The organism is Mesorhizobium qingshengii, from assembly GCF_900103325.1.
Taxonomy (GTDB): domain Bacteria; phylum Pseudomonadota; class Alphaproteobacteria; order Rhizobiales; family Rhizobiaceae; genus Mesorhizobium; species Mesorhizobium qingshengii.
Window position 1 is genome coordinate 1 of sequence record NZ_FMXM01000016.1, and the last position, 14,885, is coordinate 14,885.

The window sequence follows — 14,885 nt, forward strand, 5'->3', positions numbered from 1 at the left end:
ACGAGCGTGCCGAAGACGACGTTGACGGCGGCCGCGACGAAGGCGGTGCCGAAGCTGATCTCCAGCGCGTTGACGGTGCGCCGGTCGGTGGCGATGGCCCAGAACTCGGTCCAGCCGAGCGCCGCCGAGCGCCAGACCAGCCCGGACAAGGGAATGAGGATGATCAGCGTGAGGTAGGCAAGCGAGAAGCCGAGCGTCAATCCGAAACCCGGAATGACACTCGGCTGTCTGAACCGCCACCCCGCCGGAGCCGGTGCCATGGTCACGAATGCTGCGGTCATCGAGTTCAGGGAAGTCCCTCTCACTCAACCAAGATTGCATCCGCTATGGCTCGAAGCGGTTTGTATGCGCAAGATGTTTGAACGATCCCTGCCACTACGTCTATTCGCCCAGTGGCGTTTCGTCCTTCGTCGCCATTCGGAATTTCCGAGGTCGTGCGACTACCACTTAATGCGCGGATATTTAGGTCAGGTCGGGTAGGCACCCTCGCCGAAATGATACGGTCGCCCTCATTTCAATCGGCTCATACTCTTCCGCCGGGAACAAGCGCCTGCATAAATGCACAAATATGCGGCGCGATCCCAAGCAACGGCTTGCCGCGTCAGCACTCACAATGCCCGATATGCAGCGTTCCGCAGTCGAATGTCGGCATGAAGGCCAACAAGCAGGTATAGCCGAAAGTGTAGCCATACCCGACAGAATAGGTTGGTTGAGCCTCGATAGCATCTCGCGCAGTACCCTTGGACGAGTTCTACGCAACGCCAAACCAACGTAATAATAAGGTGCTGGCTGGATATCGATCGGGGAGAGGGAGGAAATGAAGAACATTTCAAAGGAACTGATGGAGCTAGCCGAACACATTCGTCCGGCGCGGGAAGCGTTCGCGGAAGCGGACAAAAGAAGGATCGAATCCGCCTTGGAGGCAGGGCGACTTCTCTGCCAGGCCAAGGATGACTGCCCGCACCAGCAATGGCTGGCTTTTCTGACATTGGCCGGTATTTACGAGCAACAGGCCAGAGAGCTGATGCAGCTGGCCCGCGCGGGATTGACGGCACACGTCGTTTCGGAAATCGGAGGCATCAATGCGGCACTGGCCTATCTGGTGAAGGCAAGATTGCCCGAGCCAGGCGAATGCCTGACCGTGGGACGGATAGGCTGGCCTGAAAAGAACACGCCCTTCGCCATCATCAAGCCAAACACCGCCTATCCTGGTTACTACGACGTGGCGATTGCCGACATGTGGGCCAATCCCGCAACGGTTTTCTCGTCCACGAAGCCGCTGAAGGGCGGGAGTTTGCGGCTGGCCGACGGGTCGTTCTTCGACAACCTCTGGCATATCGTCGACAGGGAATTGGATGTGCCGCATTCGCAGCGCGAATTCCAGATGATGCCGGCGGATCTGGTCTCCAGGGATGGGGCTTTCCTCTTCGCAAAACCAGCCACCGCTGCAGGTGATGGTTCGAAGACAAACCGTGCGCCCAACTACGCATTTTGATTATCCGGCATTCCGCCGCAATGGAGCCTCGCTCGATGGCAGGTTCCATTGCGGCCACTGGCAATGAGGGCACAGCTGCAACCGATATAGCCAGAGCGGAGAGAGAGATGGAAAGTCGCCGTGCGAGCGTCGCCGCCTTCTGCCTAGCGCTTTTGGTGATGCCGGAGCGCTCCGTCGCGCAGTCCCAGCTGAACCAAACAGAGGTCTATCAAGCCCAGGCGAAGTTATTCGAGGGCAATTTCCTGTCTCGCATTCCGGATGGCAAGATTGATCAGCGAACACTGGACGCTTTAAGGGCATGGCAAAGACAAACGAAGCGGCCGCAGACCAACGCTTTGACGAAGAAAGAGTTCAATCAGTTGATGCGGTTTGATCCTGGCAAACACGCCTGGGAAGCGATATCCGGATCAATAGACGGGAGTTGGACCGCTGTTTGGGGACACCGTTCCGGCGTGGAGGCAGCCCAAAAAGCCCTGGCAGGATGCCAGAAGAAATCGTCTCGGCCCGACGATTGTTCGTACGTGTCCAATTCGGTTGATCGGAGCGGCCCGGGTTGGTCAGCTGCCGTCTTTTGCGAGCAGCGAGATCTGTTTCGAAAAAAAGGGCAAATGTTCCTGCACAATGGCCTGAGCCGGAAATCGGCGATAGATCAAGCGTTTGCTGCCGCAAGCGCAGCGAAATTTCCCGCGTCTCAATGCAGCCTCGTAAAGGCGCTGGACGGAAACGGGGCCCAGTGAGCACCTTCCTTCAGCGCTTGCCAACAAGTGCTGAAGGTATCCGGGCACATACCCTTCATTGGCGTTTTGGCGGGGAGGTGTCGCGCGGGCCTAACCCCTTTGGAAGGCTATCCGCATTTAGCGCAATCAAATGGCGCCTACCGGTGTTTTCAGAGCGCGGCGGTCTCGGAAGAGGTAATGCCATATCCGATTTCGCGCTCCATTTTCTTGATCGCTACTGGCTTAATCAAAGAAGGATATCATCATCAGAGTGGCGAGCTCATGCGCATTGCAATCGTTGGTTCAGGTTACGTCGGTCTTGTGTCTGGGGCATGCTTGGCTGACTTTGGTCACAAAGTTGTCTGCATCGACAAGGCAGAGGCCAAAATCGTCGATCTTCAAGCTGGAAGAATGCCGATCTACGAGCCAGGTCTCGAAGACCTTGTCTCCAAGAATTCCGCGACAGGGCAGCTCGCCTTTACAAGCGCGCTCGCGCCGGCAGTCGCAGACGCGGATGTGGTGTTCATTGCCGTCGGGACGCCTTCGAGGCGAGGCGACGGTCATGCCGACCTTTCCTATATTTACGAGGCGGCGCGTGAAATCGCGGCAGCGGTTCGCGGCTTTACGGTGGTCGCGGTCAAATCCACGGTGCCAGTGGGAACCGGAGATGAAGTCGAACGGATTATTCGCGGCTGTAATCCGGCCGCGGATGTGGCAGTCGTGTCGAACCCGGAATTCCTTCGCGAAGGAGCTGCCATCGACGACTTCAAACGTCCGGACAGGATCGTTATCGGTCTGCCGTCGGACGAACGCAGCCGTGAAGTGATGGCGGAAGTCTACCGGCCGCTCTATCTCAACCAGGCGCCGATCATGTTCACCGGGCGTCGCACCTCGGAACTGACAAAGTATGCGGCCAACGCCTTCCTGGCGCTCAAGATTACATTCATCAACGAGATCGCAGATCTCTGCGAGAACGTGGGTGCGAACGTCCAGGAGGTGGCGCGGGGCATCGGGCTCGACAACCGCATTGGTCCGAAATTCCTGCATGCAGGCCCTGGTTATGGCGGGTCCTGTTTTCCAAAGGATACGCTGGCGCTCGTCAAGACGGCGCAAGACAGCGGCGCGCCGCTACGGCTAATCGAAACGACGGTCGCCGTGAACGACCAGCGAAAACGCATCATGGCCCGCAGGATCGTACTCGCCTGCGGCGGCAATGTTCGAGCAAAGACAGTGGCCGTACTCGGCCTCACATTCAAACCCAACACAGATGACGTCCGTGACGCGCCTTCCCTCTCGATTATCCAAGCCTTGATCGATTTCGGGGCGCATGTTCGAGTGTATGACCCCGAAGGCATGGAACAAGCACGGCTCATGCTTGGCGCGAGCGTCGAGTATGCGAAGGGAGCGTATGAATGCGCCAAGGGTGCCGATGCCCTGGTGATTGTCACGGAGTGGAACCAGTTTCGTGCCCTGGATTTTGCACGGCTGTCGCGCACCATGTCGAAGCAGGTCGTGGTCGACCTACGTAACATCTACAGGCGGGAAGATATCTGCAAGCATGGATTTGAATACGTGAACGTCGGCGAGGGAGTGGCAGGGGATAGTCCTGTTTTTGCCGCGGCCGCCGAATGAGGTATCTCGTCACCGGAACCGCGGGATTTATCGGTTTCCATCTGGCGCGCCGCCTGCTGGATGAAGGTCACTCCGTGACCGGCTTCGACGGGATGACGCCATACTACGACGTTGCCCTGAAGCATTCCCGACATGCCTTGCTGCAGCGGTACGACGCCTTCCGCTTCCATATCGGGCAGTTGGAAGACATGGATGCCCTCCGGCGGACGGCAGACTCGGCCATGCCCGATGTGATTGTCCATCTGGCCGCGCAAGCTGGTGTGCGGTACTCGATCGACAATCCGCGAAGCTACACCGACAGCAATCTGGTCGGTTCCTTCAACGTCCTCGAACTTGCTCGCGATCTGAAGCCAAGACATCTGCTGCTTGCCTCCACCAGTTCGGTCTATGGCGCGAATGAACAAATCCCGTTCGTCGAGACCGACAAGACCGATTGGCCGCTGACGTTCTACGCGGCGACCAAGAAGGCGGTGGAGGCGATGTCACACTCCTATTCGCATCTTTTCCAGATCCCAACGACATCCTTCCGCTTCTTCACCGTGTACGGCCCCTGGGGTCGACCCGACATGGCGCTCTTCAAGTTTGTCGACGCCATCGAGAACGAGCGCCCGATTGAAGTCTATGGCGAAGGTGGGATGAAACGCGATTTCACCTATGTTCACGATCTTGTCGAAGCCATCGTCCGGCTCATCGGATGTGTGCCGGTGGCCGGCCGGCCGGTGTCTGGCCCGGATGTCGTCGACACGCTGTCACCCGTGGCGCCGTGGCGTGTTGTCAATATAGGCGTTGGCCAGCCGGTGGAGCTGTTGTCTTTCATCGAGACCATCGAGAATTGTCTCGGCAAACGTGCCATCCGCAAGATGTTGCCGATGCAATCAGGCGACATGCAGGCGACTTATGCCGACCCGCGCCTCCTGGAGGCCCTTACCGGTTTTCGCCCCAAGACCAGCGTAGAGGACGGGGTGGCTGCCTTCATACGTTGGTATCTGGAAGAATGGCCATCGCGGCCGACAATCGCCGCCTAGCGACTATCGCCAACCGGAATCACCAGGCGCTCAAGTGCGCTGCTTAGATTCCGCGCGTGCGACCGTGGCACACGAAAGGGCCAACACGGGACCCTGTCAGGCCGACATCAGCTTGGCGTGTATCTTCGGTCTGGCGCCGCCGCGCCAGGATGACACCTCAATGGTTGCTCCGTCGCCGCAAAGCACGGCAAAGCCGCTGTCGGTATGCGTTTGCACCTGGCCAGTCAGCCCTATGTAGCGCCCTCGCCCGGCAAACATGCGTGCCTCGTCGACGATGATTTTGGCTCCGCCATCGAGGGTGAAGGCGCCCGGATAGGGATCGCCAACAGCGCGAACAAAACGCAGAATACTTTCGGCCGTCTGCGTCCAGTCGATTATCCCGTCATCCGCCGAACGCTTGGCACAGTAGCTGGCGAGGGAGTCGTCCTGCGCAACGCCCACCCTGTTGTCACGGGCGATCGCTGACACAACGAGGGGGGTCATCTCCATCAGGGCCCGCTTGTGCTTTTCGTAGAGCGAACGCGCGGTCTCGTCCGGCGCGACGGCAAAGAGTTTCTGCAGGACAATCGGACCGCTGTCGACGCCTTCATCGAGCCGAAAGAATGTCGACCCAGTCTCCTTCTCGTTCGCGATGATCGTCCAGGGGATCACCGCCCTGCCTCGAAAGCGCGGCAACGGCGCCGGATGGAAGCCTACCGAGCCGAAGCGGGCCACCGAACGAAATTCGGCGCGGCAGATCTGCGACCAGCCGACCACCAGCGTCAAATCGGGTCGACCTTCTTGAAGCTTCGCGATTGTATCGGGCGCGTTGATATTCTTGGTCAGGTGGACTTCTACTCCCGCTGCGCGCGCCGGACCTGCCAAATCGACGAAATCGGAGTGGCGTGCGGAAGCGTCGACCGCAAGGGTGACGAGCAGCGACGGTGTCATACCCGCTTCGACGAGGGCGTCGAACGCAACGCGTGATCCTTCCACCGCGCCGACAAAGGCTATGCGCATGAAATCCTGACTCCAATTCACGGCCGCAAGCGACAGCGGACGCCGCCTCTTTTCTATTGTTCGCTTCGCTTCTACGCCCAAGTCCGCCTTTAGAGGTACCCGATCCTCTTTGAGGCATCCCAATGTCCAAGTCTTCCGGGAGACAAAAGGCCGGATAGTAGGGGGATCAGGGCTTTGGGATTGGAACTGTCGATGGACTATGGCGTCGGCTTGGCACTTCCGGATGGCGATGCCGTTGCGGCCGAGCGTCTGCGCATTGGCTCGCGCCGGCCGCATGTGTTGATCGTGCTACCTGGACTGGGCGCCGGCGGCACCGAACATGTCGTCAACGTTCTCGCCAACCAGTGGGCCGCAAGAGGCTGGCTCGTGACTTTGGTCACATTCGAGCCACCCGGTCCCCCGCCTTACTATCCTTTCGATCCCGCGGTCAGGATAGAGCGGTTGGGATTGCCACAGGTGAAACGATCGAAGTTAGGGGCAATTGTCGCAAGCACTCGCAGGGTATTTCTTCTGCGCCGAGCGCTCAGGAGGTTGGCCCCGGATGTGACCCTGAGCTTTCTCACGCGTACCAACGTGATGTCGCTGGCGGCAAGTCGAGGGCTCGGCCTTAGCGTTGTGGTTTCGGAGCGTAACAATCCTGCCCTGCAGGACGTGGGCCCGATCTGGCGGTTTCTTCGGGCGACGCTTTATCCATCCGCCTTCGGATTGGTCACCATGACCAAGGGAGCGCTGAATTACTTCAGCCCTGCCATGCGCAAGCGAAGCTGGGTCATTCCCAATCCGGTCGATCTGCCCGCGGCTGGCAAACCGCGCCGGGGCGGCAACTTGCTCGTCGCCGTCGGCCGTCTGGTCCCCCAGAAAGGTTTCGACCTTCTGCTAAAGGCATTCGCCAACGTCCGCCGCGATTTCCCCGAATGGAAATTGGTAATTTGGGGCGAGGGTCCCGACCGCGCCGAGCTTGAGGCCGAGCGTGATCGCCTGGGCCTGCACGACTGCGTTGAAATGCCCGGGATAACCAGCCAGCCCGGCATCTGGGTGGAAACCGCCGATGCCTTCGTGCTTTCGTCCCGCTACGAAGGTTGGGGGATCGTGCTGCTGGAGGCCATGGCAGCCGGCCTGCCCGTCATATCCTTCGACTGTCAGTGGGGGCCTCGGGAGATGGTTGAAAATGAGAAGAATGGACTTCTCGTCGAAAGCGGAAATGTCGATGCGCTCGCGGCCGGCCTTCGACGGCTGCTAGGCGATGAAAGCCTGCGCCAGAAGCTAGGCGCGGCGGCGGGAGTAAGTGCCGCCAGGTTCACCCCCGAATATGTAATGCAGAACTGGGACCAAGTCATTCGCGCTGCCCTGGCGTCGCGCGGCAATAAAGAGCTCTCGCCATGCTGACCACCGGTCGCGCTTTGCGCAAGATGGAAACACGCATCAAAATGACCTGGGCTGGCTCCGGGGCAGATGCATTCCTTGTTTCCTATCCGAAATCGGGGCGAACCTGGTTCAGGCATATCCTATCGGATTATTTCAGCCGGACAGCGCATGACGGGAATGTCGATCTCTTCCGCATGTTTGAAGTTCTTCCGAACTTCGACCTTGATCCGGAACGCGGGATTCCTGCTTTCCGCTACGCGGAACAGCGCCCTCGGGTGCCGCTCATCCTCGTTTCGCATCTCGACTACAGGCGAACGCTGTTCTTCCGCCGGCCAGTCATCTTCATGGTTCGCGATCCGCGCGACGTGGTCGTATCAGCCTATTTCCACGCAACGCGCCACAAGCATCGCTTCGAAGGCGATATGGATGCCTTCATCTACGATTACCGGCAAGGTCTGCCCGCCCTCATTGTCTATCTGAACAACTGGGCGAAGGGCCTGACGCATCACAGGCATGCCGTGTTGAGCTATGAAGAACTGACAGACGACCCTGTCGGCACATCCTCGCGCATCCTGCGGTTTCTCGGGCATGTCCCGTCCGCGCCGGACCTCAAGGAGGCTATCGAGGCTTCCCGTTTTGAAGCGATGCGTGAACATGAGGTGGCGGGGGGCCTGCCGGCGCATGTGTATGACCGTGGCGATGCGGAAAGTCGTCGCATGCGTCGCGGGAAGGTCGGAGGCTTCGCCGACTACCTCACTGACGCGCAGGCCGAGCTGATCGAGCGAACCTGCACCGAATGGTTGACCCCGGCCGCGAAGGAGTTGCTTTGCCGCGGCGGAACCCATTTCTCGCGGTATAATTGAAGGCTTGCCATCGGATTGAAACCTGGCGGGCGGTCCATGCGCGCAGCCTCGATCGTCCTGGCAATCCGGTGCGAGCAGGCAGACCCGCGGCGCGAGTGACGGAAGCGGTTGAATTCAGATGCATGACCAGGTCCGGCGGGCCGTGAATTCCTTACCGCTAATGGGCTAGGCCATCAGTCGTAGCAATGATCGGGTCCTGACTGATTGAGGTTGCAACAGAGCCGAACTTGGTTGTGGCGGGTTCTTCTTTTCCGCCGATGATGGAAGACGTCAGCAGTGCTCTGGCTGGATCTGGGATCTGTGTTGCTCCGCAAGGACGGGGTGTGGGGTGAGTTTGGCAACGATTGCGATGATCAGAGGACTGGGTCGACGTGTGATGGAGGCCCTCAAACACAGGAGCGCCGGCCGCACGCGCCTGGCCAATATCGCACACCTTTTGACGGGCAATTTTCTCGGCTCATTGCTTGGGCTTGTAGCCTTTACGCTTTCGGCGCGCGCACTTGGCGTGGCAAGCTATGGCCAGCTCGCATTGATTATCGCGTTCACGCGGGTCGTCGAGCGCGTTGTCAGTTTCCAATCGTGGCAGCCAATCATCAAATATGCGGCGGGCCTGAATGCGTCCGAGGGCCGCGATGGCCTGCGCATTCTCATGAAATTCGGCTTGCTTATCGATGTTGGCGCCGCCGTTTGCGCCTGGGTCATCGCCGTGGGCGTCGCCCTTCTCGTCGCACCATTCTTCGGTTGGTCCGCAGAAATCGTGCATCTTCTCGTTCTGTATTCCAGCGTCCTGCTGTTCCAGATCTCAGGTGTTCCGGTCGCGGTGCAGCGCATGGCCGGCAACTTCCGCCTCCTGGCCTATGGACAGCTGCTCAACGCGGTTTTGCGGGTATTGCTGTGCCTCCTCGGCGTGCTGCTTAAAGCTGATCTCGCCTATTTCGCCGCGGTTTGGGGAGGAACCCAGATACTCGGCTCCCTGACGCTGTTGACGTTGACAATGAGGGCGCTGCACAGACAGGGCGTCCACAACATCCTGCGCGCGCCCCTGGCGGGAATCACAAGCCGCTTTCCCGGCATCTGGAATTTCGCGTGGTCTTCAAACATTTCGCTCACCTTGCGCGTGAGCGCGCAGGAACTCGATACGTTGCTGGTCGGTTTCCTCGCCGACCCGGCTTCAGCGGGCCTGTACCAAATCGCCAAGCGCATAGGACGCGTCGGCCAGCAAGTCGGCCCCCAGGTGCAGAATGTCCTCTATCCTGATGTAGCCCGCCTTTGGGCGAAGGGAAGCATCAAGGAATTCAAGCGGGCGATCTTTCAGGCCGAAGCCATGCTGCTCGGCTTTGGAATCCTTTGTATCCTGGTTGTCGCGGCGCTCATTCGGCCGCTGCTCGTCTGGACCGCAGGGCCCGATTTTCTCGGCGCAGCCAACCTCGTCATCGTGCAGATGGTGGCGGTCGCCTTCGTGCTTTCCGGCTCTGCCGCCCGATCCGCCCTGCTGGCCATGGGCAAGCAGCGCGAGGTGTTGCGAATCGTTGTCCTTGCGACAGTCGCCTTCCACGTGACGGCACTCCTGCTGATCCCGCGGATCGGTGCAATGGGCGGCAACATCGCCCACATCGTCTTGGGCATACTGTGGACCACAGGTTTGGCGCTCTCATTGCAACAGGCGTTCAAGACTCTTCACACCGACAGGCAAATACGGCCAGCGGACAGCCTCAATCCGGCAAGTCTTTCCTCCTCAAAGGCAATCTAGATGACTCCTGCACCTCAAGCTTCAGCCACCTTGCCCATAGCACAGCGACGCCCCGCTCCCTCGTCGCCGTCCCTTACCCATCTGCAGCGGCTCGAGGCTGAATCGATCCATATTATTCGAGAGGTGGCGGCCGAGTTGCGTAACCCTGTGATGTTGTATTCCGTGGGCAAGGACTCCGCGGTGATGTTGCACCTCGCGATAAAGGCTTTCTACCCGTCGCAATTGCCGTTTCCCCTGCTCCACATCGATACGACCTGGAAGTTCAAGGAGATGATCCGCTTCCGCGATGAGACCGTCGCGCGGCTCGGTTTGAATCTGCTGGTGCGTCGCAACGAGGCGGGTCTCGCCGAGGGTATCACGCCTTTTACCCACAACTCATCGATCTACACGCAGATCATGAAGACGGAAGCGTTGAAATCGGCATTGTCCTCGTTCGGCTTCGATGCCGCTTTCGGCGGGGCGCGGCGAGATGAGGAAAAAAGCCGCGCGAAAGAGCGAGTGTTTTCGCTTCGCAGCGATAGTCACGGCTGGGATCCAAAGAACCAGCGTCCGGAATTGTGGAACCTCTACAACGGCCGGCTGAAGGCTGGGGAGTCTGTTCGCGTCTTCCCCCTCTCGAACTGGACCGAAACCGATATCTGGCAATATATCATGAGGGAGCGCATCCCCCTCGTGTCGCTCTACTTTGCGGCAAAGCGCCCGGTCGTGGAGCGCGACGGACAGTGGATCATGGTGGATGACGACCGTCTGCCGCTGCGCCCGGGCGAAGTGCCCGAAATGCGCTCTGTCCGCTTCCGCACCCTTGGTTGCTACCCACTCACCGCGGCCACCGAAAGCACCGCCGCGACTGTTCCCGAAGTGCTCCAGGAAATGCTTGTCGCGAGGACTTCCGAGCGATCGGGCCGCCTGATCGATCATGATGAGGCGGCATCAATGGAAAAGAAAAAGCGTGAGGGGTACTTCTGATGCTGGGTTTTGCTCAAACCGAGGAACTCGAAGCTTCGTCGAACTGCGAGACCGTCTCGCACTACCTTCATGCCCATGAGCGGAAGAGCCTGTTGCGGTTTCTCACCTGCGGCAGCGTGGACGACGGCAAGTCGACACTGATCGGCAGGCTGCTCTACGACACCCAGCTGCTGATGGAAGATCAACTCGCGGCACTTGCGGCTGATTCCCGTCGGCACGGCACGACTGGCGACGATCTCGACTTTGCCCTTCTGGTTGACGGCCTCGCCAGTGAGCGCGAACAAGGCATTACGATCGATGTGGCCTATCGTTTCTTCGCCACCGAGCAACGCAAATTCATCGTCGCCGACACGCCCGGGCATGAGCAATATACCCGCAACATGGCCACCGGCGCCTCCAACGCCGATCTTGCGATCATCCTTGTCGATGCAAGGCAGGGAATCCTCGACCAGACCCGCCGACATTCCTTTATCGTTTCCCTGCTCGGAATCCGGCACGTTGTTCTTGCGATCAACAAGATCGACCTGGTCGGCTATTCGCAGGCTGTATTCGACGAGATCGAGACGGCCTATCGAAGTTTTGCGGAGCCGCTCGGCTTCGTTTCGCTGCAGGCCATCCCCCTGTCCGCCCGCTATGGAGACAATGTTCTTTCCAGAAGTGCGAAACTCCCCTGGTATCAGGGCCCGACACTCATCGAGCACTTGGAGTCCATCGAGGTGGAGAGCGACCGTCGCGCCGCCCCATTCCGCATGCCGGTGCAATGGGTCAATCGTCCCAACCTCGACTTTCGCGGATTTGCCGGCACCATTGCAGCCGGGGTGGTAAGGCCGGGAGACCGCGTAGCGGTGGCACGCTCAGGCGTGACAACCTTGGTGAAGCGTATTGTCACCCAGGATGGAGACCTGCCCGAGGCAGGCGCCGGCGAGGCTGTCACACTGATGCTCGAAGACGAGATCGACGTGTCCCGCGGCGACGTTCTGGCGGCCGCGGCCGAACGCCCGGAGGTGTCCGATCAGTTTGCGGCGCATGTGCTCTGGATGCATGACGATCCGTTGATCCCCGGCCGTCCGTATCTGATCAAGCTCGCCACCAGCGCCGTAGGTGCTAGCGTCACGCATATAAAACACAGGGTGGATATCAATAATTTCGCAAAGCTCGCCACGAAAACCCTTGAAAAGAACGAAGTCGGCTTCGTCAATATAATGACGCAGGCGCCGCTTGCTTTCGATCCTTTCTGCCGAGTGCACGACACCGGCGCGTTCATCATCATCGACCGGATAAGCAATCACACGGTCGGGGCTGGAATGATTGACTTCAGCCTGCGCAGGGCAAGCAATATCCATTGGCAGGCGCTGGACGTGAACATGAACGCGCGAGCGATCGCCAAAGGCCAAAAACCGGCGCTGCTGTGGTTCACAGGCCTCTCGGGTGCCGGGAAGTCAACGATCGCCAATCTCGTGGAGAAGCGTCTTCATGCAATCGGCAAGCACACGTATCTTCTGGATGGCGACAATGTTCGCCACGGCCTGAACAGGGACCTTGGCTTTACCGACGCCGACCGTGTCGAGAACATTCGTCGTGTGGCCGAAGCCGCCAAGCTGATGGTCGATGCCGGATTGATAGTGCTGGCTTCGTTCATTTCACCATTCCGGGCGGAACGCCGGATGGCGCGCGACCTCTTTGCCGCCGGACAGTTTATCGAAATCTTCATCGATACGCCGCTGGAGGTGGCGGAAGGTCGTGACCCGAAGGGCCTCTATCAACGCGCCCGAAACGGGTTGATCCAGAATTTCACTGGCATTGGCAGTCCTTATGAGCGCCCCGAAGCTCCACATATAACGATTACGCCAGATCTGAGCGCCGATGAGGCCGCGGAGCTGATCGTCAGCCATCTCGACCGAGGCTGTTATCTTGGAAGCGCAACCGGGTAGCGGGCGATGAGCGACGGGGCTGGCCAGGAGCCGATACGGGTTTGCTTTCCATTTGTCGGTGACGATGTCGGGGGCAGTCACATCTCGGCACTGAAGCTCATCCAGAATCTGGACAGATCGCGGGTCGAGCCGGTCTTGGTGCTGCAGGAGCCGACCGGACCCCTAGCGACCTTTCTGCAACGACAAGGCCAACCTTTCACGGGGCTCCCGCTGTCGAAAACGCTGCCGGCGAAAGGAACGAGCCTAGGCGACATCGCAAACTACCTGACCACCACGCTCCCCTGCATGCTCCGTTTCATCAGGGAGCAACGGTTCGACATCGTTCATACCAACGATGGCAGAACGCATGTCAACTGGGGCATCGCCGCACGGCTGGCGGGCGCACGGCTGGTTTGGCATCATCGCGGCGATCCCGATGCGAAGGGCGCCAATGTTCTTGGGCCGCTGATCGCGGATCGTATGGTGACAGTGTCCCGATTTTCGCGGCCGAAACATCCGATCAGATCCCTGAATGGACGATTGAGCGTCATCCACAGCCCCTTCGATCACCCATCGGCAATTCCTGACAGGGCCGCCGCCAAGGCCGCGCTCCTGGACGAGCTTGGCCTCGAGCCGGGCACACGAGTCCTGAGCTTCATCGGCGGCCTGATCGAGCGAAAGCGCCCCCTTCTCTTCATAGACATCATTGAACGTTTCGCGCGCGAGTATCCTCAAATCCCGATTGTCGGTTGCGTGTTCGGGATTTCGCCGGCTGGCTCGCAGGATTTCGAAGCCGCCGCCATGGCACGTTGCGCCGAGCGCGGGCTCGGTCGAACGGTCCGCCTCATGGGCTTTCGCAGCCCGATCGAGCCTTTCCTGGCGGCCACAGACGTTCTCGTCGTTCCCGCCGTTGGAGAGCCTTTTGGAAGGACCCTGATCGAGGCGATGTTTCTTGGTACGCCGGTGGTCGCGACCGATCATGGAGGCAATCCGGAGGCAATCGAGAATGGACGGACAGGGTTCCTGGTTGCTCCCGAAGACACCGGGGGGTTCATGCAGCCGCTATGGCGGTTGCTCTCGGACCCGCTCCTTTGGACCAGGATCAGCCAGACAGCACGAGACCAGGCCTTCGTCTCATACGGCACCGACCGGCATGTCGAAAGTGTCACGGAAATCTACGAAGGGGTGCTTCACTCCCCTTCGCGGCACCGGCCTGGCGCGTGACGTTGCAAGTCAAGATCGGCACATAAGGGTTTGACAAATGCAGGCGCAAGACATCGACTTTCTTATTATCGGCGCGGCAAAAAGTGCCACGACCTGGCTCCAGCAATCTCTGCAGGCAGATCCGGCCGTCTGCATGCCAGATCCCGAGTTGCACTATTTCAGCCGCTTCCATGATCGAGGCGACGACTGGTACTTCCGTCAGTTTCCGGAGATTCAGGCAGGACAACTCGTAGGCGAAAAGTCGAATTCCTACCTGGATACCCCCTCGGCTCCTCAAAGGGTCCACGACCTGCTGCCGCATGTCAGGCTGATCGTACAGCTTCGCAACCCGGTCGAACGTGCCTATTCAGACTATTGCATGCTCTATCGCCGCGGCGAGGTCGGTCGTGACATCGATTCCTATCTCGATGCGGGCATGGGCTCCCAGGGGCGCTTTCTTGTCGGCGGCCTCTACTGCGCGCAGTTGCAGGCTTATCTCGATCTCTATCCGAAGGATCGGGTGCTGGTTCTCTTTTTCGAGGAAATGGTGGCAAGGCCTGTGGAGCATTTGAGCAAGGTTAGGCAGTTTCTGGGTCTCCCCGCGGCCGCAACGGCGATGCCCGTCGCGAAAAAGGTGAAAGACCGCAGGGAACCAATGATTGGGCCGCGGTTGCGCAAGATCATGAAACCATTAAAGCCGCTGGTTCGTCCGTTCAGGGACAGTTCTGTTTTCGCGGCCGCACGGGGCGCCCTGGCCGGCCAGATTGCCTATCCGCCGTTTACCCCGAGGCTGCGATCCCGGCTTGTCAATTTTTATGCGGCCGATGTCGAGAAGTTGGGTGCGCTGGTGCAGCAGGACCTGTCGGGCTGGCTGGGTCAGGCTGGCGGAAGTACCTCTTTGGATTGAGCCCGCTAAAGTCTCTCTTGTGACCTGGGTAGTTTCTCCATGGACAAAAGCGGG

At 59.5% G+C, this 14,885-nt stretch carries 12 protein-coding genes and 1 pseudogene; 11 read left to right on the forward strand and 2 right to left on the reverse strand.

The features are described 5' to 3' along the window. Positions 1-281: pseudogene (locus tag BLS48_RS22955) on the reverse strand (molybdate ABC transporter permease subunit); the annotation flags it as partial. Positions 282-817: 536 nt separating this feature from the next. Between BLS48_RS22955 and BLS48_RS22960 the strand changes: the two are divergent. From BLS48_RS22960 to BLS48_RS22975, 4 genes are all read left to right on the forward strand, one after another. Then, on the forward strand, positions 818-1,495 hold the full coding sequence (locus tag BLS48_RS22960; protein WP_091582544.1) for a hypothetical protein: 678 nt from the start codon (positions 818-820) through the stop codon (positions 1,493-1,495). Positions 1,496-1,530: 35 nt separating this feature from the next. Beyond that, positions 1,531-2,232, forward strand: coding sequence for a hypothetical protein (locus BLS48_RS22965; RefSeq protein WP_143019475.1), 702 nt, complete (start codon positions 1,531-1,533; stop codon positions 2,230-2,232). Positions 2,233-2,493: 261 nt separating this feature from the next. After that, complete coding sequence (locus BLS48_RS22970; RefSeq protein ID WP_091582549.1) at positions 2,494-3,843, forward strand: UDP-glucose dehydrogenase family protein; 1,350 nt, start codon at positions 2,494-2,496, stop codon at positions 3,841-3,843. Then, positions 3,840-4,868, forward strand: coding sequence for an NAD-dependent epimerase/dehydratase family protein (locus BLS48_RS22975; RefSeq protein ID WP_091582552.1), 1,029 nt, complete (start codon positions 3,840-3,842; stop codon positions 4,866-4,868). Before BLS48_RS22970 ends, BLS48_RS22975 begins: the two co-directional genes overlap by 4 nt. 96 nt (positions 4,869-4,964) lie before the next feature. Here the strand turns inward: BLS48_RS22975 and BLS48_RS22980 are convergent, their stop codons facing one another. Continuing rightward, the gene (locus tag BLS48_RS22980; protein ID WP_091582555.1) at positions 4,965-5,867 is read right to left on the reverse strand and encodes a formyltransferase family protein; all 903 of its coding nucleotides are present in this window, start codon (positions 5,865-5,867) and stop codon (positions 4,965-4,967) included. A gap of 192 nt (positions 5,868-6,059) precedes the next feature. Between BLS48_RS22980 and BLS48_RS22985 the strand changes: the two genes are divergently transcribed. The 7 genes from BLS48_RS22985 to BLS48_RS23015 all read left to right on the forward strand — a co-directional run bounded on the left by BLS48_RS22985 (position 6,060) and on the right by BLS48_RS23015 (position 14,831). Then, positions 6,060-7,253, forward strand: a complete 1,194-nt coding sequence (locus tag BLS48_RS22985; protein WP_091582865.1) for a glycosyltransferase family 4 protein — start codon at positions 6,060-6,062, stop codon at positions 7,251-7,253. 23 nt (positions 7,254-7,276) lie between these two features. Further along, positions 7,277-8,095: a sulfotransferase domain-containing protein gene (locus tag BLS48_RS22990; protein WP_244529810.1), complete on the forward strand. Its 819-nt coding sequence runs from the start codon at positions 7,277-7,279 to the stop codon at positions 8,093-8,095. A gap of 376 nt (positions 8,096-8,471) precedes the next feature. Beyond that, positions 8,472-9,845 carry a lipopolysaccharide biosynthesis protein gene (locus tag BLS48_RS22995; protein ID WP_244529811.1) on the forward strand — a complete coding sequence of 458 codons (1,374 nt, stop codon included), beginning with the start codon at positions 8,472-8,474 and terminating at the stop codon, positions 9,843-9,845. Then, on the forward strand, positions 9,846-10,811 hold the full coding sequence (gene cysD, locus BLS48_RS23000) for a sulfate adenylyltransferase subunit CysD (protein ID WP_167365210.1): 966 nt from the start codon (positions 9,846-9,848) through the stop codon (positions 10,809-10,811). Then, a complete protein-coding gene (gene cysN, locus BLS48_RS23005) occupies positions 10,811-12,742 on the forward strand; it encodes a sulfate adenylyltransferase subunit CysN (RefSeq protein ID WP_091582563.1) in 1,932 nt (643 codons plus the stop codon). Before cysD ends, cysN begins: the two co-directional genes overlap by 1 nt. Positions 12,743-12,748: 6 nt before the next feature. Next, on the forward strand, positions 12,749-13,945 hold the full coding sequence (locus BLS48_RS36810; RefSeq protein WP_091582566.1) for a glycosyltransferase family 4 protein: 1,197 nt from the start codon (positions 12,749-12,751) through the stop codon (positions 13,943-13,945). Positions 13,946-13,982: 37 nt separating this feature from the next. Continuing rightward, complete coding sequence (locus BLS48_RS23015) at positions 13,983-14,831, forward strand: sulfotransferase family protein (protein WP_091582569.1); 849 nt, start codon at positions 13,983-13,985, stop codon at positions 14,829-14,831. The last annotated feature ends 54 nt before the right edge of the window (positions 14,832-14,885 follow it).